The 25,663-nt window shown below is 60.2% G+C and carries 23 protein-coding genes and 2 tRNA genes; 15 read left to right on the forward strand and 10 right to left on the reverse strand.

Going from position 1 to position 25,663, the window contains the following annotated elements; all coding sequences use genetic code 11:
• Positions 1-122: 122 nt before the first annotated feature.
• Positions 123-506 carry a response regulator gene (locus GSQ80_RS10985; RefSeq protein ID WP_158787685.1) on the reverse strand — a complete coding sequence of 128 codons (384 nt, stop codon included), beginning with the start codon at positions 504-506 and terminating at the stop codon, positions 123-125.
• 238 nt (positions 507-744) lie between these two features.
• Between GSQ80_RS10985 and GSQ80_RS10990 the strand changes: the two genes are divergently transcribed.
• Entirely contained in the window at positions 745-3,219 is a 2,475-nt protein-coding gene (locus tag GSQ80_RS10990; RefSeq protein WP_158787686.1) for a serine/threonine-protein kinase, read from the forward strand.
• Positions 3,220-3,306: 87 nt separating this feature from the next.
• On the opposite strand, the gene GSQ80_RS10995 is transcribed toward GSQ80_RS10990, so the two are convergent.
• From GSQ80_RS10995 to GSQ80_RS11010, 4 genes are all read right to left on the reverse strand, one after another.
• On the reverse strand, positions 3,307-4,188 hold the full coding sequence (locus GSQ80_RS10995) for a hypothetical protein (RefSeq protein WP_158787687.1): 882 nt from the start codon (positions 4,186-4,188) through the stop codon (positions 3,307-3,309).
• Positions 4,189-4,358: 170 nt separating this feature from the next.
• Positions 4,359-5,501 (reverse strand): N-acetyl-alpha-D-glucosaminyl L-malate synthase BshA, encoded by a 1,143-nt coding sequence (bshA, locus tag GSQ80_RS11000; RefSeq protein ID WP_158787688.1) that lies wholly within the window; start codon positions 5,499-5,501, stop codon positions 4,359-4,361.
• Between the two features lie 40 nt (positions 5,502-5,541).
• On the reverse strand, positions 5,542-6,444 hold the full coding sequence (locus GSQ80_RS11005) for a ChbG/HpnK family deacetylase (protein WP_158787689.1): 903 nt from the start codon (positions 6,442-6,444) through the stop codon (positions 5,542-5,544).
• A 94-nt stretch (positions 6,445-6,538) separates the two neighbouring features.
• Positions 6,539-6,615: transfer RNA gene (locus GSQ80_RS11010), tRNA-Val, on the reverse strand.
• 118 nt (positions 6,616-6,733) lie between these two features.
• Here GSQ80_RS11010 and tdh point away from each other — a divergent pair.
• A complete protein-coding gene (gene tdh, locus GSQ80_RS11015) occupies positions 6,734-7,771 on the forward strand; it encodes an L-threonine 3-dehydrogenase (protein WP_158787690.1) in 1,038 nt (345 codons plus the stop codon).
• Between the two features lie 6 nt (positions 7,772-7,777).
• Here the strand turns inward: tdh and GSQ80_RS11020 are convergent, their stop codons facing one another.
• Both GSQ80_RS11020 and GSQ80_RS11025 read right to left on the reverse strand, forming a co-directional pair.
• Complete coding sequence (locus GSQ80_RS11020; RefSeq protein ID WP_158787691.1) at positions 7,778-8,140, reverse strand: STAS domain-containing protein; 363 nt, start codon at positions 8,138-8,140, stop codon at positions 7,778-7,780.
• Positions 8,141-8,189: 49 nt separating this feature from the next.
• Positions 8,190-8,675 (reverse strand): ATP-binding protein, encoded by a 486-nt coding sequence (locus GSQ80_RS11025; protein WP_254059582.1) that lies wholly within the window; start codon positions 8,673-8,675, stop codon positions 8,190-8,192.
• A gap of 224 nt (positions 8,676-8,899) precedes the next feature.
• Between GSQ80_RS11025 and GSQ80_RS11030 the strand changes: the two genes are divergently transcribed.
• Positions 8,900-9,244 (forward strand): STAS domain-containing protein, encoded by a 345-nt coding sequence (locus tag GSQ80_RS11030; protein ID WP_158787692.1) that lies wholly within the window; start codon positions 8,900-8,902, stop codon positions 9,242-9,244.
• A gap of 39 nt (positions 9,245-9,283) precedes the next feature.
• Here the strand turns inward: GSQ80_RS11030 and GSQ80_RS11035 are convergent, their stop codons facing one another.
• Entirely contained in the window at positions 9,284-11,332 is a 2,049-nt protein-coding gene (locus GSQ80_RS11035; RefSeq protein WP_158787693.1) for a PP2C family protein-serine/threonine phosphatase, read from the reverse strand.
• A gap of 202 nt (positions 11,333-11,534) precedes the next feature.
• On the reverse strand, positions 11,535-12,101 hold the full coding sequence (locus GSQ80_RS11040; protein WP_158787694.1) for a PEP-CTERM sorting domain-containing protein: 567 nt from the start codon (positions 12,099-12,101) through the stop codon (positions 11,535-11,537).
• A 555-nt stretch (positions 12,102-12,656) separates the two neighbouring features.
• Here GSQ80_RS11040 and GSQ80_RS11045 point away from each other — a divergent pair.
• The 8 genes from GSQ80_RS11045 to GSQ80_RS11080 all read left to right on the forward strand — a co-directional run bounded on the left by GSQ80_RS11045 (position 12,657) and on the right by GSQ80_RS11080 (position 20,408).
• Positions 12,657-13,328: an RraA family protein gene (locus GSQ80_RS11045; RefSeq protein ID WP_158787695.1), complete on the forward strand. Its 672-nt coding sequence runs from the start codon at positions 12,657-12,659 to the stop codon at positions 13,326-13,328.
• 273 nt (positions 13,329-13,601) lie between these two features.
• The gene (rfaD, locus tag GSQ80_RS11050) at positions 13,602-14,615 is read left to right on the forward strand and encodes an ADP-glyceromanno-heptose 6-epimerase (RefSeq protein ID WP_158787696.1); all 1,014 of its coding nucleotides are present in this window, start codon (positions 13,602-13,604) and stop codon (positions 14,613-14,615) included.
• A gap of 46 nt (positions 14,616-14,661) precedes the next feature.
• Positions 14,662-15,177 carry a pantetheine-phosphate adenylyltransferase gene (gene coaD / locus GSQ80_RS11055; protein ID WP_158787697.1) on the forward strand — a complete coding sequence of 172 codons (516 nt, stop codon included), beginning with the start codon at positions 14,662-14,664 and terminating at the stop codon, positions 15,175-15,177.
• Positions 15,174-15,815, forward strand: coding sequence for a bifunctional 2-polyprenyl-6-hydroxyphenol methylase/3-demethylubiquinol 3-O-methyltransferase UbiG (locus GSQ80_RS11060; RefSeq protein WP_254059583.1), 642 nt, complete (start codon positions 15,174-15,176; stop codon positions 15,813-15,815). The genes coaD and GSQ80_RS11060 overlap by 4 nt, the downstream gene beginning before the upstream one ends.
• A 72-nt stretch (positions 15,816-15,887) precedes the next feature.
• On the forward strand, positions 15,888-17,081 hold the full coding sequence (locus GSQ80_RS11065) for a pyridoxal phosphate-dependent aminotransferase (RefSeq protein WP_158787698.1): 1,194 nt from the start codon (positions 15,888-15,890) through the stop codon (positions 17,079-17,081).
• Between the two features lie 68 nt (positions 17,082-17,149).
• Positions 17,150-18,286 carry a mannose-1-phosphate guanylyltransferase gene (locus GSQ80_RS11070; protein WP_158787699.1) on the forward strand — a complete coding sequence of 379 codons (1,137 nt, stop codon included), beginning with the start codon at positions 17,150-17,152 and terminating at the stop codon, positions 18,284-18,286.
• Between the two features lie 26 nt (positions 18,287-18,312).
• A complete protein-coding gene (locus GSQ80_RS11075) occupies positions 18,313-19,743 on the forward strand; it encodes a phosphoglucomutase/phosphomannomutase family protein (protein WP_158787700.1) in 1,431 nt (476 codons plus the stop codon).
• Positions 19,740-20,408, forward strand: coding sequence for an HAD-IA family hydrolase (locus GSQ80_RS11080; RefSeq protein ID WP_254059584.1), 669 nt, complete (start codon positions 19,740-19,742; stop codon positions 20,406-20,408). The genes GSQ80_RS11075 and GSQ80_RS11080 overlap by 4 nt, the downstream gene beginning before the upstream one ends.
• Positions 20,409-20,414: 6 nt before the next feature.
• Here the strand turns inward: GSQ80_RS11080 and kdsB are convergent, their stop codons facing one another.
• On the reverse strand, positions 20,415-21,167 hold the full coding sequence (gene kdsB, locus GSQ80_RS11085; protein ID WP_158787701.1) for a 3-deoxy-manno-octulosonate cytidylyltransferase: 753 nt from the start codon (positions 21,165-21,167) through the stop codon (positions 20,415-20,417).
• A 252-nt stretch (positions 21,168-21,419) separates the two neighbouring features.
• On the opposite strand from kdsB, the gene GSQ80_RS23655 reads away from it, so the two are divergent.
• The 4 genes from GSQ80_RS23655 (at position 21,420) to GSQ80_RS11100 (ending at position 25,650) form a co-directional block, all read left to right on the forward strand.
• The gene (locus GSQ80_RS23655) at positions 21,420-21,554 is read left to right on the forward strand and encodes a hypothetical protein (RefSeq protein WP_256369892.1); all 135 of its coding nucleotides are present in this window, start codon (positions 21,420-21,422) and stop codon (positions 21,552-21,554) included.
• Positions 21,545-21,621 (forward strand) — tRNA-Met (locus GSQ80_RS11090). Before GSQ80_RS23655 ends, GSQ80_RS11090 begins: the two co-directional genes overlap by 10 nt.
• 147 nt (positions 21,622-21,768) lie before the next feature.
• Positions 21,769-23,043 carry a S41 family peptidase gene (locus GSQ80_RS11095; RefSeq protein WP_158787702.1) on the forward strand — a complete coding sequence of 425 codons (1,275 nt, stop codon included), beginning with the start codon at positions 21,769-21,771 and terminating at the stop codon, positions 23,041-23,043.
• A gap of 63 nt (positions 23,044-23,106) precedes the next feature.
• Complete coding sequence (locus tag GSQ80_RS11100; RefSeq protein WP_254059585.1) at positions 23,107-25,650, forward strand: penicillin-binding protein 1A; 2,544 nt, start codon at positions 23,107-23,109, stop codon at positions 25,648-25,650.
• The last annotated feature ends 13 nt before the right edge of the window (positions 25,651-25,663 follow it).

The following is a 25,663-nucleotide window of genomic DNA, read 5'->3' on the forward strand; positions in this document are numbered from 1 at the left end:
CAGGTGCAGGGTCAGGACGCGCAGGTCCAGAGACAGGATAGGGGTCGACGGAAAGAAAGTTCGTGACTGACGTCACAAACTGGAGGTGGGGGTGCAGGGAGCCGTGCGGGCCGGCGGCAGATTCAAATTCGCGCGGAGGTGCGGGATTCGATCAGCGTTTGCACTGTGGCGATGAGGTTCTGAGGAAGGAGGGGTTTCATACGGAAGTCGACGCCCAGGGCGGAGTACTCGTCCTCGGCTTCTGCGAGGCCGCTGATGACGAGGACTGGGACCTCGGGGGCAAACTCGCGCAGGCGAGTGACGAACTCGGCGCCGTTCATGCCGGGCATGATGTGGTCGGTGATTACGAGCTCGATGGTGTCCGGGTAGTCGTTGTGTCGGAGCTGCTCGAGGGCGCGCTCGGGGCTGAGGACGGCGATGACGAAGTAGCCGGCTCGCTTGAGAATGGTCTGACGGGTCGCGGCCTGGATGGCGTTATCGTCGATGAGCAGCAGAGTGTGTGGCATGTGTTTCTTAGGCCTTGTTGTCCGGGTTAGTGGAGCGGTAGTTTTCAGCCTTTGCCGCAGGTTCTCGGCGTCTTTCAGTGCATAACCGAATTCTGATGCAAGATCGTGAGAAAAGGCTGCCCAAAGAATAAAAGGGGATTAATCAGGCAGATGCGCGATTCAGTCAGAGAGAACGGGTAATGCGTCGAAACGTTTTCTTAACAGGGGGTGGCCAATGGGTAGCTGAGATAATGGACGAATGGCTCGCCGCGTCATTCGACAATATGAGTTTTTGCGCAAGATCGGCTCAGGTGGAAGCGGCGTGGTGTTTCTGGCCAACGACACGCTGCTGCAGCGGCCGGTGGTGCTCAAGCTGCTCAAGCGGGGCTCGCAAACGCCAGAACAGGTGCGGGCGACGCAGCTGCGCGAGGCGCGGCTGGCCAGCGCCATCGACCACCCTAACGTCTGCGCTATCTATGAAGTAGGCGAAGAGGACGACGAGGCGTACATCGTCATGCAATATGTTCCGGGGAAGAGCCTGGACAAGGTGATTGCGGAGGGGCCGGCGAGCGTGCAGCTGGTGCTTTCGAGCGGCATGCAGATGGCCGATGGTCTGTCGGCCGCGCATACGCTGGGGATCTTTCACCGGGATTTGAAGCCGGCGAACGTTATGCTCACCGACGGCGGGCTGATCAAGATTCTGGACTTCGGTTTGGCGCGGCAGTTGAAGCGCGACAACGTGGACTTCGATCCGTCGCAGACCACGCAGCCGGTGACACCTGCGTTTGCTGGAGCGACCTACACAGCGCGCGGAGGAACGATTGCGTACATGGCTCCCGAGCAGTTTGTCACCGGGCAGTCGAGCGTACAGAGTGACATTTTTGCGCTGGGGCTGATCTTGTACGAGATGGTCAGCGGGCGGCATCCATTCCATCGGCCGGACGCGCTCGAGGTGCACAGCATTCGGGCGATTCAGTATGCGGAGCCGCCGGCGCTGCGGGAGATTGTGCCGGACCTTCCGGTGGAGCTGGAGAGCGTGATTCTGCGCTGCCTGGAGAAGCAGCCGTCGGAGCGGTATGCGTCGGCTGCGGAGCTGCGCGAGGGGTTGAAGACGATTGTGAAGTCGCTGCAGCTGGACTCGATGCTGATGCCGGGCGAAGGCGCCATTAATATGGCGATGCAGCAACGGCTGGATATGGATCGGCCGGAAGAGGAGAAGCGGACTACGGGCATTCTGTCGATGCTGGCGGAGCGGTTTCGGGACAGTACGGCGAGCACCGTGTCGAAGGGGCCGAATATCGTGGTGCTGCCGTTTGTGAATTTGGAGTCGAGCGACTCGCGGCAGTTTTATGGATACGCCCTCGCCGATGCTTTGGCGGCGCGGCTGGCTAAGGTGCCTTCGCTGGTGGTGCGGCCGTCGAGCGCGCTAATGGATGTGCCGACGCGGCAGCTGGATCCGCTGAGCGTGGGGCGGAAGCTGATGGTGGACTTCGTGCTGGCTGGAAGCTTTCTGCGCTCGGACAAGGGGTTTGATCTGAACTGGCAGCTGCTGGATGTGGGTGGACAGAGCGTGCGTACCGGCGGTGCGATCAGCGTGGCGAGTTTTGATTTGATTGCGGTGCAGACCGAGATCTGCGATGAGGTGTTTGCCGAGCTGCATGGATTTGGCGGGCTGCAGATGGGCGCGCCTGGGCCGACGAGTGTGGCGTCGTTGGGCGCGGCGGTGTCGGAGGAGTATCTGCAGGCGAGGGCGCTGCTGAGTTCGTTCATGTCGCGGACGGGGAGCAGGGATGAATTGGATCGTGCGCGTGAGCTGTTTGAGCGCGTGGTGAAGCGAGATCCCGATTACTCGCCGGGATGGTCGGGACTGGGGATTACGCAGCTGCAATATGCACGGCATGGGCTGGGTGGACAGATGCATGTGCTGGAGGCGCGGCGATCGTTTGATAAGGCGCTGGAGCGCGATCCGTCTTCGGTGGAAGCGAATTTGTATCGCGTGTACATGCTGCTGAGTCGTGGTGAAAAAGAGAGCGCGCGGCATGGGATTGAGCGGCTGCTGCAGACCGCGGGCAATGACTGGAATGTGCACCTGGTAGCCGGACTCACACTGCGGATCGATGGTTTGTATGAGGAGGCGCTGAACCAGTTCAATATGTCGCTGCGGCTGAACCCGTCGAATGCTGCGATGATCTATAACCATCGCGCGCGGGTGTATCAGTACCAGAACCAGCTGGAGCTGGCGGGCGATGAGATTGAGAAGGGCCTGACGCTGGAGCCGAAGCAGCCGCTGCTGAGGATCTCGAAGGGCTATCAGCAGATGCGAGAGGGGCAGTTGGAGAAGGCGATTGAGACGCTGGAGCAAGTGACGCGCGACGATTCAACGCTGCGGATTGTGTTTCCGACGATTGCGATGTGCTATGTGCAGCTCGGCGATCGCAAGCGGGCTGCGGAGTTTGTGTTGGAAGAGACGCTCGCTGCGGCCGAGGCCGATAGTGAGATGGCGTACCGTCTGGCCACGTACTTCGCGGTGGAAGGCGACTCGTCCGAAGCGCTGCATTGGCTGCGACGCGCGATCTACCTGGGGAATGAAAACTATCCGTGGTTCAGCATCAATCCGGCGTGGAGAGGTATGCTCGAGAATCCTGATTTTCAGCGAATCCTCGAAGACCTGAAGAAGAGCTTTAAACGGAACCAGAAGAACTGGAAGCGATTGCTCTCGCAGGTGATGGGGTGAAGACACGGAATAAGGTGTAGGGAAAGATAAGGCAAAGGCCCTCGGTGTTCCGAGGGCCTTCAGTTTTGAGGTGGAGGGGGAGGGGAACTAGTGTGCAGTTGGAGCTAGTTGCAGAGGGGTGTTGAGGGTGAAAACAATCGATGTGCCGATGGGCAGTTCCTGCTGGCGGTCGTGCCTGAGCCACCAGACGGTTGCGGCTCCGGCGCCTACGCCCAGGCCAACCACGGCTCCTACACCTCCACCGACTACGGCTCCTACAACGACGGCTGAGGCGGTGGTGAGGCCGATGGCAGCAGCCGTTTGGCCGGGATGCGAGTTGCCGACGATCGTGCCTTCATTGTTGACGTGGGAGTTGGCGTAGTGATCGAGGTCTGTGACTTCGGCGAGGATGGGATAGACGGTGCCGTCGGGCAGGCTGACGGAATCAGGCCGGAGGCGAATGGCGGAGGGGCCGCTGATGCGACGGCCGCCGTGAATGCGTGTGATGCGGCCGTAGACAATGCTGCCTGCAGGTAGAAGAACGACGCCGTTCCGGCTGACTTCGGCGGTGAGGGTCGCGGTGAATCGCGAGCCTTGCTGCGTGGTCTTGGTGGAGATTGGTTGCTGCAACGTGCCATTCAAACGGGTGCCGATGGGCAGCTCGTTGGGACCAACGGGAACTTCAGTGACGATCCGGCCGTCGGGATCGCTAACCGCGGCCATGGTGGTGACTGAGGCAGTCTGCACAGGCGGATTGCGCTGGATGAGGACCGGCGTCGCGGGTGCAGTGGTCGTTACGGTGACGGTCGCTGTAGGGGTTGCGTGCGACGGTGCAACGTAGTGTGATTCCGATGCGTCCGGTGCGAGTTGGTGGGTGTCGTCCATCTCTTCGGGATGCGAGGTGCCGGTCGTCTGAGCCATCAGCGGAGCGCCCGTAACTATCAGGACGGAGGCGGCGAGGGGAAGGGAGAACTTCATCTTCAACTTCATTGAGGATCTTCTCCTGGAGAGCTGCGGTGCCGATCCAACCTCTTTAAAAAGGGCAGATGCACCTAGTTAAAAAGAGTAGGCGCGGCGCGAGGGATGTGGTGAGGAACTTGCGGCAACGCATCCCTGCAGTTAACCCGGATGTTAATAGATAACCTTGGGGTCGGCTTGGATTAGCGAGGATCCTGGGCGAGGATGCGCTCGTAGTATTGCTCGTATAGCGGGATGATGCGGGAGGCGCAGAAGTGGTCCTGCGCGGTGCGGCGGGAGGCGGTGGACAACCGCTCTAGCAGCGCCGGGTCGCTGAGGATCGAGATCGCGCCAGCGGCCATGCCTTCGACATCACCAATTTCGTAGAGAAGGCCGTTGACGCCATCTTCGATTAACTCGGGCACGCCGCCTACGCGCGTTGCGATGGCGGGCACGCGGCAGGCCATGGCTTCGAGCGCGGCCAGCCCGAAGGACTCCATCTCGGAGGGCATCAGCATGAGGTCGGAGAGCGCGAGGAGCTCGTTGACGTTCTCCTGCTTGCCGACGAAGTCGACGCGGTCGCCGATGCCGAGGCGCATGGCCAGGAACTCGGCTGCAGAGCGCTCAGGGCCGTCGCCGATCATGAGCAGTCGGGCGGGCAGGGCGCGGGAGACGCGGGCAAAGGTTTCGATGACGTCGAGCACGCGTTTCACGGGACGGAAATTCGAGAGGTGCACGAGGAGGCTTTCGCCGGGCTTGGCGAAGCGCGGACGCTGCTGCGCGACCAGTTCGGGATTGCGAACGTAGAAGTCGCAGTTGACGAAGTTGCGGATGACTTCGATCTCGCGCGTGATGCCGAGGTTTTCGCGGGTGCGCTCGCGCAGGTGGGAGGAGATGGCGGTGACGCCGTCGGACTCGTTGATCCCAAATTTTGTGATGGGAAGGTAAGAACGGTCGAGGCCGACGAGGGTGATGTCGGTGCCGTGGAGTGTGGTAATGAAGGGGAGGTGACGACCGCGGGTGGCCAGCATCTGGCGGGCGAGCAGTGCGCTCACCGAGTGCGGGATTGCGTAGTGGACGTGAAGCAGGTCGAGCGAGTGAAGCTCAGCGACCTCGGCCATGCGAGTGGCGAGGGCGAGGTCGTAGGGAGGGTACTCGAATAGCGGATAGTTGGAGACCGGGACCTCGTGGTAGCGGATATTGGCTTCGCGGCCGGCGAGGCGGAAGGGCTGCGAGTAGGTGATGAAGTGGATCTCATGGCCGCGCGCGGCGAGCTCGATCCCGAGCTCGGTGGCGACAACGCCGGAGCCGCCGTACGTTGGATAACACGTGATGCCAATCTTCATATGATTCCGCTATAACCTTTTCCGAGCCAATCTTCGTGGGCTACCTGTTCGCTGCCGTGAGCTGTGCTGCGTCTCTGTAGTTGATGAGTTGCGGGAGCGGAGGATTCGGAGGATGCGATTGTTGTTGTGAAGTTTGAAAGAATGCGACGAGCAGGGCGGCGCGTTCGATGTCGCGGGTGGCGCGGAGGCGGGTGGTGACCGCGTCGAGGTCGCGATCGTTGTAGCCGGGATGGCAGACTAGCTCCCAAATGCCGCTGGGCATGGCGTCGAGGATTGCGCGGAGCGTGATGGAGTTGAGATGGCCGGTGGCTGAAATCCCGAGCGTGCCGTTGGTGGTGACGACGCGGCCGCTGCGAATCTGGGGCAGAGCGAGGAAGCGCGGCTGCAGAAAGCGGAGGCTGCGCAGTTGGAGGCGGCGTAGGATTCGGCTCTTGCCCAGAGCGATGCTCCAGCGAGGTTCGAAGGGGTTGCGGATGGCGGGGATACCGGCTCGCTCAGCAACGTCGAGGAGTGGGCGAGCGACGCGCGGGAGGATGTGGGTGTGTTTGTGGGTGTCGACGTGAGTGAGGGAGATGCCCTGCTGCTGGATGCGGGTAATTTGCGCGAGAGCTTCGCGCGCGATGTCGGCTGCCGAAACTTTTCCGATCAGGACGGCCGCGAAGAAGTCGGTTAGGGATGCGCGGAAGGATCGGCGGTCGTGGCCGAGGAGTGTGGGGATGGTTTCGGGAGGCGAGAGCGGGATGCCGTCGGTGAGGACGATGTGGCAGCCGATGCCGAGCGTGGGCTGCGCATGGGCGATGCGGATGGCGTCGTCGAATGCCGGGCCATTGGCCATGAGGGTGGCGGAGGTGAGAGCGCCGGCGGAGTGCAGCTCGGCGATGGCGCGATTGATGCCGAGGGTGAGGCCGAAGTCGTCTGCGTTGAGGATTAGGCGCGCGGGCATCGTATGAGCTTCGATGGGAGTTGTGGGGAGGTGCGAAACGCGGGGGCAGAGATGATGCCGAGCGTTGTTCGTAAATTCGTGATGACCAAGTAAGTGGTGGGCAGAGAGGGACTCGAACCCCCGACATCCTGCTTGTAAGGCAGGCGCTCTAACCAACTGAGCTATCCGCCCACTTTTGGGCACGATCTTCAGTGTAGGCGATTGGGGGATTCGGGGCAATGCACTGGGCAGCGGGATATCATGGACGTCGCGATGTGTGCGGGCGCATGCACGAGAAAAGGTAGAGACGATGAAGGCATTGGTGAAGAGCAAAGCGGAGCAGGGGTTGTGGCTGGAGGATGTTCCTGTTCCGGAGATCGGGATCAACGATGTGCTGATTCGCGTGCGCTATACCGGCATCTGTGGGACTGACGTGCATATCTATCAGTGGGACGAGTGGGCGCAAAAAACCATCCCGGTGCCGATGGCGATTGGGCATGAGTTTGTTGGCGAGATTGTTGCAGTGGGATCGAATGTAAATGATTTTTATCCCGGCGACATTGTGAGCGGCGAGGGGCATGTGACTTGCGGGCGCTGCCGGAATTGCCTTGCAGGCCGGCGCCATCTGTGCGCGCATACGCTGGGCGTTGGGGTGAATCGGCCGGGCGCGTTCGCGGAGTTTATCTCGCTGCCGATGACCAATATCTGGCGGCATGATCCGAAGATCAACCAGGAGGTGGCCGCGATCTTCGATCCCTTTGGCAATGCCGTGCATACGGCGCTCTCGTTCCCGCTGCTCGGTGAGGATGTCCTGATCACTGGTGCGGGGCCGATCGGGATCATGGCCATTCCTGTGGCAAAACATGCGGGGGCGCGGCACATTGTGATTACGGATATGAATCCGTATCGGCTTGAGTTGGCCAAGAAGATGGGCGCGACCCTGGCTGTGAATGCTGCGGAGACTTCGCTTGCCGAAGTGCAGAAACAGCTTGGCATGCAGGAAGGTTTCGATGTGGGATTGGAGATGTCGGGGAACGCGCAGGCGCTGCGCGACATGATCGCGAACATGGCGCATGGCGGGAAGATTGCGATCCTCGGAATTCCTGCGAAGGAGGCGCCGATGAACTGGCGCGATGTGATCTTCAACATGCTCACGATCAAGGGTATCTATGGCCGTGAGATGTACGAGACCTGGTACAAGATGTCGGTAATGCTGGAGAGTGGCGTCGACATTGAGCCGGTGATTACGCACCGGTTCGCGTACAGCGACTTTCAGAAAGGGTTCGACGCGATGATCTCGGGCCAGACAGGCAAGGTCGTGCTGGACTGGACGAGCCTGATCAAGTAGACGGGCTTATTCAAACGCGGCGCAGGCGGTGGCCTCATCTTCATGCAGGGTGGTGTACTTGGTGATGCCGACCATGGTGAAGACTTTTTTGAAGTGAGGGCTGAGGCCGAAGGAGTGGATCTTCTGGCCTTTCTTGCTGGCGGCGATCATCATCTGGATGACCAGCGCGATGCCGCTCGAGTTCAGGTATTCCACCTTTGAAAAATCTAAAAGGATGCGTTTCACGGTGTCGGGCAGACCTTCGTAGGTGCCCATCACGGCCGGTTGCGAAGCGCTGGTAATGTCGCCCGAGAAGCGCAGTACGGTGATGGGGTCGCCGGTAGCGGCAGGGAGTTCTTCGACGGTAACGCGGGTAACCAATTCCGGCATGCTGTCTCCACTATCTAGATCGTTGTCCAGATCATTCTAGAGGGTAATGCTAGACCTGCGGGTTGCTGAGATGAATGACCATGCGGGCGTAGCTGCCAGCGGGCGGGGAACTGACCCACTCGGCCTCGTCCACCAGGGCCTGAATGAGGAACATCCCCATGCCGCGAGCGTCTTCTTCACCCAGCATCTTTTTGTCGATATCAGGGGCGTCGGTCTTGCTCTGCGGACCTTTGCCATTGTCGGTAACTTTGACCTCGAGCGAGTTGGCGTCCATCGACAGAATCACGCCAACGCTGAGCGCCTCATCCAGCTTATTGCCATGCTCCATGGCGTTGATGCAGGCCTCGGCCACGGCAGTCTTGAGGTCGTCGACGCGCTCTTCACTAAAGCCCATCAGGCGCGCCACGCTGGCCGCGGTATTCATCGCTACCTTCTCGTAGCCCAGACGCGAGGGAAGTCGCAGCTCGATACTGCTGCTGCTGGCTCGCCCGCTGCCTGTCGTTTTTTCGCCGCTTCCGGTCGCTTTATTGCTCAACGCCACCCTCCCTCATCGCCTTGCGATACATGGCGTTGAGAAGACTCTTTGGCCCGTCTGCCAGAGTAGAGTAGCAGTCCGGCAACGTCCAGCAACGAAAATCTTGAGGGATGAGCCTTGTGGTGAACGATGCGGGCGGTTATAGATGAGGTACACTTTCACCAGTTAGACCCCGACACTGAGCCAGAGATGACCAAATATCGAGCGAAGAAGGAGTTAGAGGCATGAGCATGACGTTAGCGACCCGGAATGTGAGCGGGGTAACCATTGTTGATTTGAGCGGGAAGATCACCCTGGGTGAAGGTGGAGTCACCCTGCGTGAGGAAGTTCGGAAGCTGCTGGCCGATGGGTCCAAGAAGATTGTGCTGAACCTGGGCGAGGTCAATTACATCGACAGCTCCGGGCTCGGCGAGCTGGTAAGCGCGTATACGGCAGTGAAGAATGCCGGAGGCGAGCTGAAACTGCTCAACCTGACCAGCAAGGTTCGCGATCTGCTTGTGATTACCAAGCTGGTCACGGTGTTTGACGTCAGGGATGACGAGGCTTCAGCCGTGTCGTCGTTCGCGTAAGAGATCCAGACGGTTGCGGCGCAAGGCAGCGGGTTGGAATTACGCTGCGTTGCGCCGCACCTGAAGCACTAGAATGTCATCTTCCTGCCCGAAGTTCTGAGCCGCCGTGGCGATATCTTCTGCGGTCGTTGTCTTTTGCAGGAGTGCGCTGATTCGGTCGAAGCCGAAGAGGTTGCCGTGGACGTCCTGCGCCTCGACGATACCGTCGGACATGAGGATGAGTGAGTCGCCCGGATGCAGGGTGAAGGTTGTGACCGAGTGCTCTGCGTCGGGAATTGTACCGAGCGGTAGAGCGCCCTCCATCTCCATCTCTTCGCCGTTGAGGTAGGGCGGGAGCTGGCCGGCGTTGGCGAGTGTGGCGTTGCCAAGCGGATCGATGTAAACAATCTGGCAGGTGGCGCTGGAATGCTGGCGCTCACATAGCTGAACGTTGACATCATGCATCATCTGCACAGGATCCTGAGTGTGCAGGGCTGCGCCGCGCAGGGCGCCGACAATCGTGGCCACCAGCATGCCGGCCTGCATTCCTTTGCCTGTAACGTCGCCCACAATGATGATTGCCGATCCTGGCACGTCGCCGGGATGTACCTGGAAGAAGTCGCCACCGACTTCACGAGCGGGACGATACGCACTGTCGATGGTTAGACCAGGAATTTGCGGCAGCTTGTTGGGGATAAGGATCTGCTGGACCTGCTGGGCCTGCTGAATTTCGAGCTTCCATTGCTCCTTCAATTTCTGGGTATTGAAGTAGCGGATGAGCAGCAGGACAGTGATCATGAGCAGCGAGATCACGGTTGCGGCCGTGCCCAGAGATATCTCAAGACCCAAAACAGAGAAGACGGTAAAGGGCCTGAGGACGTGGATGAGCCGCATTTCGTGCTGATAGTTCGCGACGAATACGAGGATGACTGCCGTCGCGGCCATCCAGCCGCCTGTTTTTTGCCGGGTGAGACCGCGGTAGGTGATGAAAAAGAGCAATACACCGAGGTAAAGCTTCGCAATCAGCAGGACGGGATTGATGACGCTCGCATAGTGCGTGGGGACATGCAGCCCATAAAGCGGCGGCCGGAGCATCGCCGTGCCGATGACCAGAATTCCGACCACCGACCACACCAGCCATTGCAGCCGGGCAGTCCTCCACAAGCGGAACCAATAGCCCCAGAAGATGACCCACAGGCCGATGCGCAGGGGCGCGAGGATGACATCCCTCAGGATGACGGCAAGGTCCTGTCCAATCCACGCTGCAAAGTTCGCCGAAATCACAATGGTATTGGAGACGAGCGTGACCAGGCATACCAGCGCCAGCCAGAAGTATGATTTTTCCTCGCGATCAAGCCAGAAGAGACTGAGGGTCAGGAGGAGTGCCATGAACAGGATCATCGATTCGACAAAGCCGGTGATGAGGGTACGGGCGTTCTCGTCGTAATCGAATTGTGTGAGCACTTCTATAACCGACGCGTACCCCAGTACCGGCGGTCCATGCAGACCGCCCGCATCCGGAAAACTGAAGATCGTGGCGCTGTCCATCCAGACGCGGATGGCGATGGTAATGGTGCCGCCGCGAATGCCTTTGGGCAGGAGGAACTCCTCTGGCAGGGTGCTGTAGGCGGTCACGTGGCCGGTATTGAACGAGCCGAAGGAACCGATTTCCTGGCCATTGACGAAGACCTGGTAGGCGTCGTCGACTTGGTCGGGCATCTTCAATGCGAGACGTCGGCTGGCGCCCTCGACGTTCACCCGCAGACGATACCAGGCGTAGCCGGAGTACTTGGGATAGCCTGTGGCCGTCCAGCCGGGCAGATCCCCGCTGACGCCGATGCTCTCGTCCGCTGAGCCGGGCGGGGGAGTGAGATCCATGGAGCCCCAGTTGGAGTCGTCGAAGTCAGTCTGCGCCCACGCCATGTCGTCGCCGGTGCGAAACTTCCAGGGGCCGGCGAGTTCGGCGGAGGACAGGCCCAGCGTTACGCTGGATGTGCCCGCTGCCGGGAGCGAGCTGGCGCCGACAGGCTGGCCTGCAGCCGGGGCAGTCTGCGCGCCCGCTGAGACGGATCCCAACAAGATCAACAACGCCCAGGCCCCACGGCACATAGCGACTCCCTGTCAAAGAATTCAAAGGTTCAGGATAGGGCCCGCCAGCGACTGCACATCCTCTATAGCGTTCGCCATCTCCCGGTGAGGAATTGTATCGCCCGACAGGGGATTGCTGCAGCAAAAGAAGAAGGGACCTTACGCTAGGTAAGGTCCCTTCATTCTCGCACGGTTATCGATGCAGAGACGCTGCCCGACCGGTTTAGAGGCCCAGACTGGATGCGCCCATGCGACTGCGGTAGACGAATCCCGCGAACAGGAAGAATCCTGTAGCGAGAAGCAGGAGGCTACCCGGCTCCGGGGTTACCGACGATACCGTGGCATCAGGGAAGTTCTTGGGATTGATGCCCTGTTCCTCGATTGTGAACGTGTCGGTTGTGCACCATTCGCTATACGTCGGAATGTCCAGGTTGGTGAAGATGAACTGGTACACGGTGATGCCGTTGATGTCGAGGGGGGTATAACTGCAGTCGATGCCCTTTTGCGACAGGCAACCGCCGTCTCCATCCGCAACCGTAAACTTGTTTGCCGTGATATCGATCATCAGGCTCGTGAGCGTTTTGCCTGTGTCGTTCTCAATCGTTAGGCAGCCGTAATCCTGTGGCGTGCCCTTGCCGCAGGAGCTGAACCCTTCGGTCAGAGGGCTGCCCGTGTATTTGAACGGTGTGGGCGGGGCGTCGAGTACGCCAAGCTTGAAGTCGTCTGCCTTCGCCATACCGCTCAGGGCGCAGACAAACACTAGCGCAGATAGACAACGTAAAGATTTCATCTCTTATGTTCTCCTTGGGAGCATCCTTTGATTTCGTTCCTGACTGCACGTCTTTGCTACACCGTTTCGGGCCGGGGTTTCATCGAACGTGAGGTGATTCCTTGATGTCGTCTACTGCCTGGCAGCGGCCTTGATCAAAGCACCGCATCGAAAAAAATCACAACTGCAACTGTGTTACCCGTGCCGTGAGTCGCGCCTGGAGTTGCTGTCGTTCCAGGGAGTGCTCCTTCGACGGAAAATCCAAAGCTCAGAGATTGCAACAAGAGCCTCAGCGGATGCTCTTGTAATGCCTCGTCTTGCCGACCCACGAGATGCTCTGGTGGGAAATTGGGCCCGAACGCGGCTTGCCAAATCTTTGCGTACTTGAGGAAGAAGCAAACAGCGTGCCAAACCGCAGTTGGCTAAAACTCCCCAATTTGCTGATTCAGCTGTGGATATCTTCCGGAGTTTGCACTTTCTTGCATGGTTTGGGGGGAAGAATCTTCCGCTCGTCACGCACGCCGAGCAAGAATTACCATCAAGCCGTACTCTGTTGTCGAAAGATAGAGGAGCCCTATGCACAACAACACGATGGAAAGCAGCCTGGAAGCGTTGAAGACGGCAGGTACCGCCGTGATCGCGGATGTATTCGACAGCCTGCACAGAACGCCGCCGGTGGTCGATACCTGCCTGCGGTCGATTGGCCCGGCGACCGTGTTTGCGGGGCCTGCGTACACCGTGACGGGCGAGTCGGTGAGGTTTACGGGTGGGGACCGGGCGAAGTTGGAGGCGATCGACAATATGCCGGCAGGCGTGGTGGCGGTGTGGGCGAGCAGGTGTGCCAAGGGCGTTTGTTGCTTTGGCGACTTGCTGGCCAGTGCGATGCGGGCGCGCGGATGTGTGGCAGCGGTGGTGGATGGCGGGGTGAGGGATACGGCGTACCTGGCGGACTTTGGGATGCCGGTCGTGGCACGCTACCGAACGCCGGTGCAGGGAGTGGGACGGTGGCGGGTGACAGGATCGCAGGTGAAGGTGTGGGTGCGGGGGACGCTGGAGGAGTGGCTATGCGTGTCTCCGGGCGACATTGTCGTGGGCGATTCCGACGGGGAGATCGTGATTCCGCACGACATGCTTGAGGAGGTGACGGCAAAGGTCATCGAGTGGTCGCGGATCGAATCAGGATCGCGCGCGGATATTGTTGCAGGGATGCCGCTGCTCGAGGCGTTGGAGAAGTACGGGCACCTGTAGCTGCCGATGGCCTCGAAACGCGTGCCGCGTAGAGCGCGAAGTGCTGATTGCGGCCACCGACGCTGGAGGCAGTCAGGCGCTTGTTGGGAATCGTAAAGTACAGCGAAGTTCCAACGCGCCTTCAAGAAATTCTTCTTTGTGCCGATACTGGTATCGTACCGTCTCTTTACGTCGCACAATACGCCAGGCGCGGTAGGACGGGCGGGTAGTGGCTGTGTCCCGCAGGTAGTATCGAAGAGAAGCATCTGAAGGTGCAGGGGAGAGATTCTGTCGATGGCAAGGCCAATTATTGTTACGGGCGCCGCGGGATTCATTGGACGCAATACGGTTGCAGAGCTCAACGCTCGGGGCGAAAACGAGATCATCCTGGTCGATGAGCTGGGTAAGGATGAGAAGTGGAAAGATCTCGTCGGCCTGCGCTATGAGGACATCGTCACGCCGGAGGAGTTTCTCGGGTTGATCGAAGACGGGGCGTTCGTGAATGCGCGGTCGGTAATTCATCTTGGCGCGTGCAGCGCGACGACCGAGAAGGATGCCGACTTTTTGGTGCGCAACAACTATCAGTACACGCGCGTTCTGTGCAACTGGGCACTGTCGAATGAGATTCGATTTGTGTACGCATCGAGTGCGGCTACTTATGGCGATGGCGCAGAGGGCTACGATGACGCGGACGCCGTTACGCCGACGCTGAAGCCGTTGAACATGTATGGCTACTCCAAGCAGATGTTCGATCTGTGGGCGCTCAAGCACCACCTGTTCAATTCAGCGCCGGACCGTTCGCACGAGACGAGTGGCTCGAACATTGTGGGGCTTAAGTACTTCAACGTCTTTGGGCCGTACGAGGATCACAAGGGCGACATGCGCTCGGTGGTGTCGAAGAGCTACGAGCAGATTCGCGGGACGGGCGAGGTGAAGCTCTTCAAGAGCTATCGGCCGGAGTATAAGGACGGCGAGCAGATGCGCGACTTTATTTATGTGAAGGACGCGGTGGATGTCACGCTGCACTTTGCGCTTCAGCCGGCAGACGCTCCCGGAGGCCTGTTGAACTGCGGGACAGGCAAGGCGCGTACGTGGATTGACCTCGCAACCGCGGTGTTCGACGCCATGGGCCTGCCACCGAAGATTGAGTTTATCGAGATGCCGGAGCAGTTGCAGGGGAAGTACCAATACTTTACCCAGGCCAACGACGCGAAGCTGCGCGCGGCCGGCTACACGAAGCCGTTTACAAGCCTGGAAGACGGTGTGCGTGAGTACATCCAGGAATACTATCTGCGGCGCGAGGGGTAAGTTTCCCCCCGAGTCCCAAGCTTGAACAGCGTATTCTGGCGGAGCTATGCAAAGAGCTAAGAAGACCAAGGTTATCTATCCGGGGACATTCGATCCGCTGACGAACGGGCACCTGGATTTGATTGCGCGCGCGTCGAAGATTGTGGATGAGCTGGTGGTTGCCGTCCATCGAAACTCGGAGCAGGGGGGCAAGGGCAAGCCACTGTTTACCTTTTTGGAGCGCGAGCAGATGCTGCGCGAGGCGACGTCGGAGATGCCGAATGTGTCGGTGACAACCTTTGACGGGTTGTTGGTGAACTTTGCGAAGAGCCAGAAAGCCAATGCGGTGTTGCGCGGAATTCGTGCAGTATCCGATTACGAATATGAGTTGCAGATGGCGATGATGAACCGCAAGCTTGATCCGGAGATTGAGACGCTGTTCATGATTCCCGGGGAGCGGTATACGTACGTGAGCTCGAGGCTGGTGAAGGGGGTGTTTATGCTGGGCGGCGATGTGACCAGCATGGTACCGCCGAATGTAATTGAGCGGCTGAAGCGCAAGTCGCTGGGCAAGATCTCGTGACTGAACCGCAGCCGGCGGGCGCGGCGATGAGCTTGCAAGAACAGTTTGGGCAGATCGACATCTATGTCTTCGACCAGATTCTGCGCGGGAATATTGCGCCCGATATGCGGGTGCTCGATGCCGGTTGCGGCTATGGCCGAAACCTGGTGTATCTGCTGCGCGAGGGCTGCGAGGTCTTTGCGCTGGATGCGAATCCAGAGGGCGTCGCGCACGTACGCGCACTGGCCCGGGAGCTGGCTCCGCAGCTGCAGTCAGAGAACTTCCGTGTAGGCATGGTCGAGGCGATGGACTTTCCGGATGCCTTCGCCGACGTGGTGATCTGCAACTCGGTTCTGCACTTTGCCCGCGATGAGCAGCATTTTCTGGCGATGGTCTCAGAGATGTGGAGAGTCCTGCGCCCTGGCGGGCTGCTGTTTTGCCGATTAGGGTCGCGGATTGGGATGGACTTCGAGCGGGTGCGGAAAAACATCTATCGCATTGGCGACGGCTCCGAATGGTTCCTGGTGGACGAAGCCACACTCCTCCGTATGACCGAGCAGATGAATGGCCTGCTTGTCGACCCGCTGAAGACCACCATTGTGCAGGATTTCCGCTGCATGACGACCTGGGTGGTGCGGAAACGGACCGAAGACCGATAGAGAAATAGGCCAGCTAAGGCTGAGGGACGCCAACCCTTTCACTCCACCGCAAAATCTGAAAGACTACTAGCTATGAGTACAGCGACAGCTACAAAGGTCTTGACAGACAGGATCAATCGGATCGAAGTTTCGGCCACCATGGCCATCACCGCCGAAGCGCTCAAGCTGAAGGCGCAGGGCATTGATCTGGCGGACTTTGGCGCGGGCGAGCCCCACTTCTCCACCCCGCAGCACATTAAGGATGCCGCGATCCAGGCCATCCAGCAGAACGTTACGCGCTACACCGCGGTGGCCGGAACGCCCGAGGTGCGCAAGGCGATCGTCGATCGTCACGCGGCAGACTTTGGAACCAACTACGCGGCCGACGAGTGCGTGTTCACGGCGGGCGGCAAGCTGGCGATCTTCAACTCCGTCGAGGTGCTGGTCGAGCACGGCGATGAGGTCATCGTGCCGGTGCCGTTCTGGGTCTCGTATAAGGACATCATCGAGTTCGCGGGCGGCACACCGGTGTTCCTTGAAACCGACGAGGCTCAGAACTTTCGCATTACCGTGGAGAGCGTCGAAGCCGCGATCACGGACAAGACCAAGGCAATCATCCTGAACACGCCGTCGAACCCGTCGGGCGCGGTGCTGGGGTCCGAAGACCTGTATGCGATTGTGCGGCTGGCGCACAGCAAGGGCATTTACGTTCTGCTGGACGAGTGCTATGTATACCTGACGTTTACCGGCGAGATTGTTTCGGGCGCGTCGTGCACGGAATGCAAGGAGCACGTGATCGTACTTGGGTCGCTCTCAAAGACGTACGCGATGACCGGCTGGCGCGCGGGCTTTGCGCTGGGACCGAAGCAGATCATCTCGGCGATGAGCAAGCTGCAGTCGCAGAGCACCTCGAACACGGCGAGCATGGTCCAGCGCGCGTCGATTGCGGCGCTGACGGGGTCGCAGGAGTGCGTGTCGGAGATGCGGGCGGACTATATCAAGCTGCGCGACCGCGTGCTCGAAGGCTTCAAGTCGATTCCTGGCCTGACCTGCACGGTTCCGCAGGGCGCGTTCTATGTGTATCCGAACATCAGCGCGTTCATCGGCAAGGGCGGGATCAAGTCCGCATCGGACCTTGCGGCCAAGCTGCTGAGTGAGGCACATGTGGTCGTGGTGCCGGGCGAGGCGTTCGGAACCGAGAACCACATCCGCCTGTCGTACGCGGTGTCGGGCGACGTGATCGACAAGGGCGTGCAGCGGATGCGCGACTTTTTCGCAAAGCTCTGAGCTGAAACCTATTCAGGATGAGCTGTTCCATTGGGGTGGCGTCCGAAAACAGAAGCAGGTACGTCTCGATGTCAGCAGGCAATGATTTGGCGCAACCGAAGTTTGTTCCAGTAATTTTGGCGGGAGGAAGTGGAACGCGGTTCTGGCCGCGCAGCCGCAGAGCGCGTGCCAAGCAGGTGCTCACACTGCAGGGCGAGGGGTCGATGATTCAACAGACGGTGGACCGGCTCGCTCCGCTGGCTGCGGATGAGCATTGCTGGGTGATCACGAATCACTGGTTGCGAGAGTTGATTGTCGATCAATTGCCCGGAGTGCTGGCGAAGCATGTGTTGGCTGAGCCAGCCGCGCGAAACACGGCGCCAGCGTGCGCGCTTCCGGCATTCCTCCTTGAAAAGACAGAGCCGGATACCGTGATCGGCATTTTCCCGTCGGACCACATTGTTGGGAAGAACGAAAGGTTTGTCGAGGTGCTGGCTGCCGGAATCAAGCTGGCGTCCGAGGGCGAGAATATTGTGGTCCTTGGAGTGCCGCCGACGCGCCCCGAGACGGGTTACGGCTACATTGAGCAGGGCGCGGAGCTCGAGCCCGTGAACGGAATCGCGGTGCGCCGCGTGAAGCGGTTTCGCGAGAAGCCGGACAAGCACACGGCGGAGCGCTTCCTGGCAGCGGGAAACTTTGCGTGGAATGGCGGAATTTTTCTATGGAGTGCGCGGACGTTAGCCAATGCTATACGCGAGCATGTGCCGGACATGGCGCCTCTGCTCGAGAAGATCGCAGCAGCCCATGGGACACCTGAGTTTGAGGAAGTATTTGCGGCTCTGTATCCGCAATGCGAAAACATTTCGGTGGACTACGCTGTGTTGGAGCGGCGGTCAGTTAAAGGTGAGGCGCGGTCTGGGATCTATTGTCTTCCGGCTGACTTTGCGTGGAACGACCTTGGATCCTGGGCGTCGCTTCATGAGCAGTTAGGCGACGATGAGCGTTCGAATGTCGTGGACGGCGAAAACAGCGAATTGGTAGCGATCCAATCGCATGGAAACTATGTTCATGCGCCGGGAAAGATGGTGGCTCTGCTTGGGGTACAAGGACTAGTGGTCGTGGAGACGGCGGATGCTCTCCTGATCACGACGCTGGAGCGATCACAGGACGTATCCAAGATCGTGCACACGCTGCATCGAGAGATGGGCAAGGAAGAGTTGATCTAGAGCACGGATTGAGAATTAGGTAGCGCATGAGTGCAGTTAAGTTTGGGACCGACGGTTGGCGCGGCATCATCGCCGACGACTTTACGTACGAGAATGTGCGCGTGGCGGCGCGGGCGATTGCGCACTACGTGATCGAGCACGAAGATGCGAAGGCCGGTGTGTGCATTGGCTACGACACACGGTTTGGATCGCCTTCGTTTGCGCGTGTGGTCGCCGAGGTTCTTGCTGGTGCGGGAATTCCTGTCGCGCTGGCCAGCAAGGTCACACCGACGCCAGAGCTTTCGTTTGCGGTGCGCGGGCGCAAGGCTGCGGGGGGCGTGATGATTACCTCCAGCCACAACCCCGCCGAGTGGAATGGTGTGAAGTACAAGGCGAGCTATGGCGGCTCGGGAAGCCCTGCGATTATTGCGTCGATCGAGAGCTACCTGGAGAAGCCGCTGCCGCTGGCCGCGACGCCTGCGCCGATCGAGGAGGTCGACTTCTCGCCGCCATACATCGCTGCCCTCGAGGCGTTTGTCGATCTGAAGGCGATCAAGGCCTCGGGCTATCGTTTCCTGATCGACACCATGTACGGCGCGGGCAAGGGATACATCGCGGGCATCTTCGAGCGCGCGGGCGTTCCGTATGTTGAGTTTCGCAGTGAGACGAATCCTGCCTTTCCTGGGATTAATCCGGAGCCAATCCTCCCGCATATTGCGGCGACGCAGAAAGCGGTCGTGGCGGAACACTGCGACGCGGGCCTCATTACGGATGGCGATGCAGACCGCATCGGCGCAGTCGACGAGCATGGAAATGTTGTCGATGCACACAAGATCTTTGCCGTGATATTGCAGTGGCTGTTGAAACGCAAGCAGTGGCCCGGCGATGTGACCCGAGCGTTCAATACGACCAAGATGCTTGATCGCATCGCAGCCAAGCACGGGCGCAAGTTGATCGAGCATGGGATTGGTTTCAAGTATGTTGTCGACCTAATGCTGGAGCGAGAGATCCTGATTGGTGGCGAGGAGTCTGGCGGCGTTGGCATCAGTCGGCACCTGCCGGAGCGCGATGGTTTGCTGAATAGCTTGCTGATTGCGAATGTGATGGCCGATGAGCATAAGACGCTCGGCGAGCTGGTTGCCGCGCTGCAGGACGAGTATGGGGAGCATCAGTATGGCCGCATCGACATGCATATCAGCGAGGAGCTGAAGCAGTCAGCGATTCGTCGTGCGAAGGAGGGCGTGAGCGAGATTGCGGGGCTCAAGGTGCTACGCGTGGAGACGCTCGACGGGATTAAATTCTTCCTCGAGAATCCTGCGTGCACCAGCAAGCCCAACGCAGCCGAGACCTGGTTGCTGCTGCGCGCGAGCGGCACCGAGCCACTGCTGCGCGTGTATTGCGAGAGCTGCAGCACGGAAAGTGTGCAAAGGGTGCTCGAGGCCGCGAGAGCATTTGTGTTGCAGGGAGATTCGGCGTGAGTGGGCTGGTGACGGTGGAGGTTGCCGGGATTCTCTTCGACATGGACGGGGTGCTGGTGAGCTCGATTGGCAGCGTGAATCGCTGCTGGCGCAAATGGGCGGAGCACTACGGTCTGCCCAATGCGGAGACCGTGCAGATTGAGCATGGCACGCGCGCGGTGGACATGATCGCGAGGCTGAAGCCGGACCTCGACGTCGCCGAGGGACTGAAGTTCATCGAGGATCTTGAGATCGACGACGTCGCTGATCTGAAGGTGCTGCCGGGTGCGCGTGCGCTCCTGGGGAGCCTCCCGCCAGAGCGCTGGGCGATTGTGACCTCGGCGACGTACCGGCTGCTGCTGGGACGGTTGAGGGCGGCGGAGCTTCCGGTGCCGGAGCGGATCATCAGCGGCGACATGGTGGAGCGCGGCAAGCCTGATCCTGAACCCTATCGCCGTGGTGCCGAGCTCATTCACTCGCCCGCGGCAGAGTGCCTGGTCGTCGAGGATGCGCCTAGCGGTGTTGGAGCGGGCATCGCTGCCGGATGTCGGGTGTTGGGCGTGCTTGGAACGCACAAGGAAGCTGAGCTGCGCGCGGCGGGAGCGACCTGGATCGTGCGGTCACTCGAAGATGTGAACGCGCAGACGAGGCCGAACGGTCTGACGCTCAGCCTCAACGTCCTTTAGCGGGAGCTAGACCTTCGCGTCTTGGCGTTTTAGCAGGATGGCCTCTACGCGCTGCAGGTCGGCCTCGGTATCCACGCCGATGGTGTCGTGCGCGGTTTCGGCTACGTAGATAGAGATGCCGTTCTCAAGCAGCCTCAGCTGTTCGAGGCGCTCCAAAAGCTCCAACTCGGTGGGGGCGAGCGCGGCAAAACGTTCCAGTGCCGCGCGACGGTATGCGTAGAGCCCGAGGTGTTTCCAGTAGGTGGCGTTGCCGCGATCGTCGCGGTCAAAGGGAATGGTCGATCGCGAAAAGTATAGTGCTCGACCATCCAGCGCCGTCACGACTTTTACGGCGTTGGGGTTGGCGACGTCTTCTGGTGCGCACCGCACCTTGGGGGTGGTGACGTCGACGTTGGCAGAGGTAAACAGCGCCAGGATCGCGGTGATGTGCTCGGGTAGCAGCAGCGGTTCGTCGCCCTGGATGTTGACGTAGATATCGGCGTCGACGACGCGAGAGACAGCGCAGAGACGGTCGGTGCCGCTGTGCAGGTCGGGCGAGGTCAGCAGGCAGCGCCAGCCACGCTGGTCGCAAAGCTGCTGAACCTCGACGGAGTCGGTGGCGACGATGACCTCGTCCAGCTGCGGGCAGGCCTGAGCCGCGCGATAGACCCACGCCAGCATGGGTTCCCCGGCTATGTCGCGGAGAACTTTGCGGGGAAGCCGTGTGGAGGCGAGGCGTGCGGGTATTACGCCAATGACCCGGGTGTGTGTGCTGCTCATGAGTCAACTTTCTCGTTTTTGTTCTTAAGATAACTCTTCACTGCAAGAAGAATGACGCCTGCCAAGACCACGCCGAGGATGATCGCGATCACCCGGAGAAATCGGAAGATCCCGGGAAGATAACACGTCCAGTCGCCTCCGGTGGCGCTGCAATCCGGTACTGCGGAGAGCACCGACGCTCGCGCAAGGGGGCTGGTAACGGCCATAATCGCAATGCCCGAAAGCAAGCGAAGTGGGCTGCGGAGCCGGATCATGGGAAAGGTTCGAGTTGGAAAGCGGTTGAACACGTTTGACCTGCGAAGTCGCGAAACTTATGATGGAAGAGCGGCTGTCGTCGCGGCCGGGTTTGTGTGGCCGCTGGATGCAGTCTCCCACCCGGCGGTGTAGCTCAGATGGTTAGAGCGACGGACTCATAACCCGTAGGTCAGAGGTTCGATTCCTCTCACCGCCACCATTCGTCTGCTGCGCCATGCCGCGGGCTGAATCGCAACTTCTGCACTAGAGAGTATCATTTGGCTAGCGAGCTGCGTCTAAGCTACAGCGCGACCAGAGCACGATTATCGCCGTTGTCCAAACCGATTCCGGAGTCCGTCACCGCACTATGCCCAAGAGCCTCAAGATCAGCCTGCTCGCCGTCTCGGTAGCCCTCATTCTTTGCATCTTTGTTGGCGTGAATACGCATAGCGTGTCCGCGGCTGGCGATCCCACGCCTCAGGACGCCTACAACCAGATCAACGTCTACGGCGAAGTTCTGCAGCATATTCAGTCCGACTACGTGGAAGTCCCCAACATCCCCAAGGTCACCAACGGCGCCCTGCGCGGCCTGCTCGAGTCGCTCGATGCGGATTCCAGCTACCTGACACCTGCTGACTACAAAATCTACAAGGAAAACCATGGCGGCAAGGCGCAGGTGGGTATTGTTGTCTCCAAGCGCTATGGCTATGCGACCGTAGTTTCGGTCGTTCCCGGCTCGCCCGCTGATAAGGCCGGACTTGTCGATGGCGACATCATCGAGGCCATCGGCATGGAGGACACCCGCAATCTATCGCTGGCCATGATCCAGCTTCTACTTCAGGGCGCGCCCGGTAGCCAGCTGCAAATGGCCGTCATCGGACCTCACAGCGCCAAGCCGCAGAAGATGACCCTCAATCGCGTGCTCGTCGTAGAACCGGCCGTGAAAGAGTCGCTGTACGAGGGAACGTCCATCCTGTACCTGAAGCCCATCATCATCGATCGCGAGCATGTTCAGCAGATCGAAACCTGGGTGAAGGACATGAACAAGGACGGCAATAAAAAGATTCTGCTGGACTTGCGCGACGCCTCCGCGGGCGATATGACCGAGGCCGTACGTCTCACCAACTTGTTCGTGAACACAGGAACGATTGCTACACTCGAAGGCCAGAAGTTCCCCAAACAGATCTTTTCGGCCGATCCGGCGAAGGCGATCAATACGACCGCGCCGCTGGTCGTCCTCGTGAACCACGGAACATCGGGACCGGCGGAGGTTGTTGCCGGTGCGTTGCAGGATAGTGGCCGCGCCCAGCTGGTCGGAGAGAAGACCTTCGGCGAGGGCTCGATGCAGAAGACCTTCGACCTGCCGGATGGTGGAGCGATCATCCTGTCGATCGCCAAGTATGCGTCGCCCTCGGGCAAGCAGTTTGAGGATGATGCCGTGACGCCGGGAACGGTCGTCGCCTCCAACAAGGAATTGTTTGAGGACGATGATTCCGGGGACGATACGGCGGCGGCTCCGAACACACCGAGCACCCCCGACTCGCCGACACCTCCGGGCAATACACCTGGCAAGAAGACGCCGCCCCCGACCGACGATCAACTCAACAAGGCGCTGGACATGCTGAAGACCAAGGCAGCCTGATCTCAGAGGGACTGATCCCGTGAAACCGGTCCCAGAGGGCCGCATGGTAAGGTTGGTTTTGCCGTGCCCACACCACTGAGAACACACGACAGGGTCCCCACCAAACGCCGCACGCTGTTGTGGCGAGCCATTCGGCGCTTTCCGTTCGGCGAGGCGGATGTCCGTAACCGCAAGCTCGCAGCCCGCGCTGCCGCAATCGCACTGCTGGGCGCGTCTGCAGTCTTCGGGGTGATGCTTGGGCTGATCCTGGTTTACTCCATCAATTTGCCGCAGATGACGGACTTGGAGCGGTATCGCCCCAGCACCACCACCGACCTCTACGACATCCACGGGCAGGTCTTTGGCTCCTTCGCGGATGAGCGCCGCGTCGTGGTCCCGTACTCGGAATTTCCACCCGTGCTGCGTGACGCGATTTTCTCTATCGAAGACAAGGACTTTGAGCACAATGGTGGCATCAACCTCCTGCGGGTAGTGGAAGCTGCCTATGAGGATGTCCATACCCACGGCAAAGTGCAGGGCGCGTCCACGCTGACCATGCAGCTGGCGCGCAATCTTTTTCTGTCGTCGCAGAAGACCTACGGCCGCAAGCTGCAGGAGATCTTCCTGGCGTTGGAGATCGAGCGCCGCTTCACCAAGCCGCAGATCTTTGCGCTCTACGCCAACCAGATCTATCTCGGCAGTGGAACCTATGGGTTTGAGGCAGGCTCGGAATATTACTTCAGCAAGCATGTCCGCGACCTGACGCTGCCGGAGGCCGCCATGCTGGCAGCCTTGCCCAAGGGCCCTCAGAATTACTCGCCGGTGCGCTACCCGGAGCGTGCGCTGAAGCGCCGCAACCTGGTCATCCAGGAGATGCTGAACGACCACAGGATCACGATGCAGGAGGCAAACGCCGCCAAGGCAGCGCCGCTGGGCCTGCATCTGGAGTCGCCGCCGAACAACGAGGCTCCTTACTTTGTCGAAGAGGTGCGGCGGCAACTCGAAAGCGAATATGGAGTGGACGAGGTGCATAGCGCCGGCCTGCGCGTTTACACCACGCTCGACCTCAACCTGCAGCGCGCGGCTACCAAGGCCGTACTCGATGGCACGGCTACCTACGAGCGCCGGCATGGCTGGAAGGGGCATCTCGAGAATGTGATTCGCGAGGGCGTGTCGCTTGACGAGTACAAGCACCCTGACTGGTCACAGACGCTGACCGACAATGGGTACCTTCATGGCCTGGTGATCAGTACGTCCCCGGCGCGCATAACAGTCAAGCTCGGCAAGCTGAATGCAACCATGGTCCCTGCTGACTGGGTATGGACGCAGATCCTCAAGGGGACTGATCTCGCGCAGGTTGGCGACATCGTGTACGTCAAGGTGGTGAGCGGCGCCGATACGTCCGCGCCTCACGTCATCCTGGAGCAGGACAGTGGCGCGCAGGCGGCTCTGATGGCGGTCAACAACGCGGATGGCGAAGTGCTCGCCATGGTCGGCGGCCGCGACTTCGAGACCTCCCAGTTCAACCGCGCCACCCAGGCTGAGCGACAGGTTGGATCGTCCTTCAAACCCTACGTCTACACCGCTGCGATGGAGGCGGGGATGAAACCGTATGACACGGTGCTCGACTCGCCGACGACGTTCTTCACCGCTGGCGGCCCCTATACGCCGCACGATTACGAAGCGGGCTATCTCGGCTCCATGACCCTGGTCGACGCGTTCGCAGAATCGCGCAATATTCCCGCGCTCCGGCTGGCCGACAAAGTCGGCATCAAGAAGGTGATTGACGTCGCGCACCGCTTTGGCGTCACCAGTGACATCCCCGCGTTCCTGCCGATCGCCATCGGCGCCGCGGACCTCACGCTGGCGGAGCAGGTGGGCGCCTACAGCGTCTTTCCTAATGATGGCATTCACATTTCGCCGCACTATATCCGCCGCGTGATGGAGGCCGATGGCCAGCCGATGCAGCAGCCGCGCACCCAGGTAAGCGAGGCCATTTCGGTGGACATTGCGCGCGAGATGATGGTGCTGCTGCAAGCTGTCGTACAACATGGAACGGCCGCGAGCGCAGCCCAGATGAAACACGCCCTCGGCGGCAAGACTGGCACGACCAACAACTACACCGACGCTTGGTTTATCGGCTTCTCGCCGTCCGTTACCTGCGGGACGTGGATTGGTTTCGACAATCGGCAATCGCTGGGCGAAAAGGAGACGGGCGCCCGGGCCGCGCTGCCCATGTGGGTGGACTTTATGAAGGTCGCGCTGGCCGATAGGCCCAACGAGGCCTTCTCCACGCCGAACGCGCCGAAGAAGCAGATCCAGGTCCCTGCAGATTCCGATACGGAAGCAGCTCCGACGGCACCGCCTGCTCCGCAGGATTCGGATGCGGATACGGATACGGACCAGGAGCCACCCAAAAAGGCTCCGGAACCGGCAGTTCTCGAACCTGGCGAGCTGCGGCTGCCGCAGGACATGCCTGCCTCACCGACCCCGCCTGCACACCAACAGCCGCCTGCGCCGGTGGTACGTATGCCGCCCCCTGCGCCTGCCGCTCCGGGAACGTCGCGGCCAAAGCCTGCACCGGTCAAGAAGAGTCCCGCACCCGCCGCAACTCCTCCAACAGGCTAGCCCGCTCTACCCA

This window comes from Granulicella sp. L46 (assembly GCF_009765785.1).
Classification (GTDB): domain Bacteria; phylum Acidobacteriota; class Terriglobia; order Terriglobales; family Acidobacteriaceae; genus Granulicella.

Excerpts from the sequence above, each read along its gene's own strand:
- GSQ80_RS10985 (WP_158787685.1), bottom strand. The coding sequence starts at position 506 with ATGCCACACACTCTGCTGCTCATCGACGATAACGCCATCCAGGCCGCG.
- GSQ80_RS10990 (WP_158787686.1), top strand. The coding sequence starts at position 745 with ATGGCTCGCCGCGTCATTCGACAATATGAGTTTTTGCGCAAGATCGGC.
- GSQ80_RS10995 (WP_158787687.1), bottom strand. The coding sequence starts at position 4,188 with ATGAAGTTGAAGATGAAGTTCTCCCTTCCCCTCGCCGCCTCCGTCCTG.
- bshA (WP_158787688.1), bottom strand. The coding sequence starts at position 5,501 with ATGAAGATTGGCATCACGTGTTATCCAACGTACGGCGGCTCCGGCGTT.
- GSQ80_RS11005 (WP_158787689.1), bottom strand. The coding sequence starts at position 6,444 with ATGCCCGCGCGCCTAATCCTCAACGCAGACGACTTCGGCCTCACCCTC.
- tdh (WP_158787690.1), top strand. The coding sequence starts at position 6,734 with ATGAAGGCATTGGTGAAGAGCAAAGCGGAGCAGGGGTTGTGGCTGGAG.
- GSQ80_RS11020 (WP_158787691.1), bottom strand. The coding sequence starts at position 8,140 with ATGCCGGAATTGGTTACCCGCGTTACCGTCGAAGAACTCCCTGCCGCT.
- GSQ80_RS11030 (WP_158787692.1), top strand. The coding sequence starts at position 8,900 with ATGAGCATGACGTTAGCGACCCGGAATGTGAGCGGGGTAACCATTGTT.
- GSQ80_RS11035 (WP_158787693.1), bottom strand. The coding sequence starts at position 11,332 with ATGTGCCGTGGGGCCTGGGCGTTGTTGATCTTGTTGGGATCCGTCTCA.
- GSQ80_RS11040 (WP_158787694.1), bottom strand. The coding sequence starts at position 12,101 with ATGAAATCTTTACGTTGTCTATCTGCGCTAGTGTTTGTCTGCGCCCTG.
- GSQ80_RS11045 (WP_158787695.1), top strand. The coding sequence starts at position 12,657 with ATGCACAACAACACGATGGAAAGCAGCCTGGAAGCGTTGAAGACGGCA.
- rfaD (WP_158787696.1), top strand. The coding sequence starts at position 13,602 with ATGGCAAGGCCAATTATTGTTACGGGCGCCGCGGGATTCATTGGACGC.
- coaD (WP_158787697.1), top strand. The coding sequence starts at position 14,662 with ATGCAAAGAGCTAAGAAGACCAAGGTTATCTATCCGGGGACATTCGAT.
- GSQ80_RS11065 (WP_158787698.1), top strand. The coding sequence starts at position 15,888 with ATGAGTACAGCGACAGCTACAAAGGTCTTGACAGACAGGATCAATCGG.
- GSQ80_RS11070 (WP_158787699.1), top strand. The coding sequence starts at position 17,150 with ATGTCAGCAGGCAATGATTTGGCGCAACCGAAGTTTGTTCCAGTAATT.
- GSQ80_RS11075 (WP_158787700.1), top strand. The coding sequence starts at position 18,313 with ATGAGTGCAGTTAAGTTTGGGACCGACGGTTGGCGCGGCATCATCGCC.
- kdsB (WP_158787701.1), bottom strand. The coding sequence starts at position 21,167 with ATGAGCAGCACACACACCCGGGTCATTGGCGTAATACCCGCACGCCTC.
- GSQ80_RS23655 (WP_256369892.1), top strand. The coding sequence starts at position 21,420 with ATGGGAAAGGTTCGAGTTGGAAAGCGGTTGAACACGTTTGACCTGCGA.
- GSQ80_RS11095 (WP_158787702.1), top strand. The coding sequence starts at position 21,769 with ATGCCCAAGAGCCTCAAGATCAGCCTGCTCGCCGTCTCGGTAGCCCTC.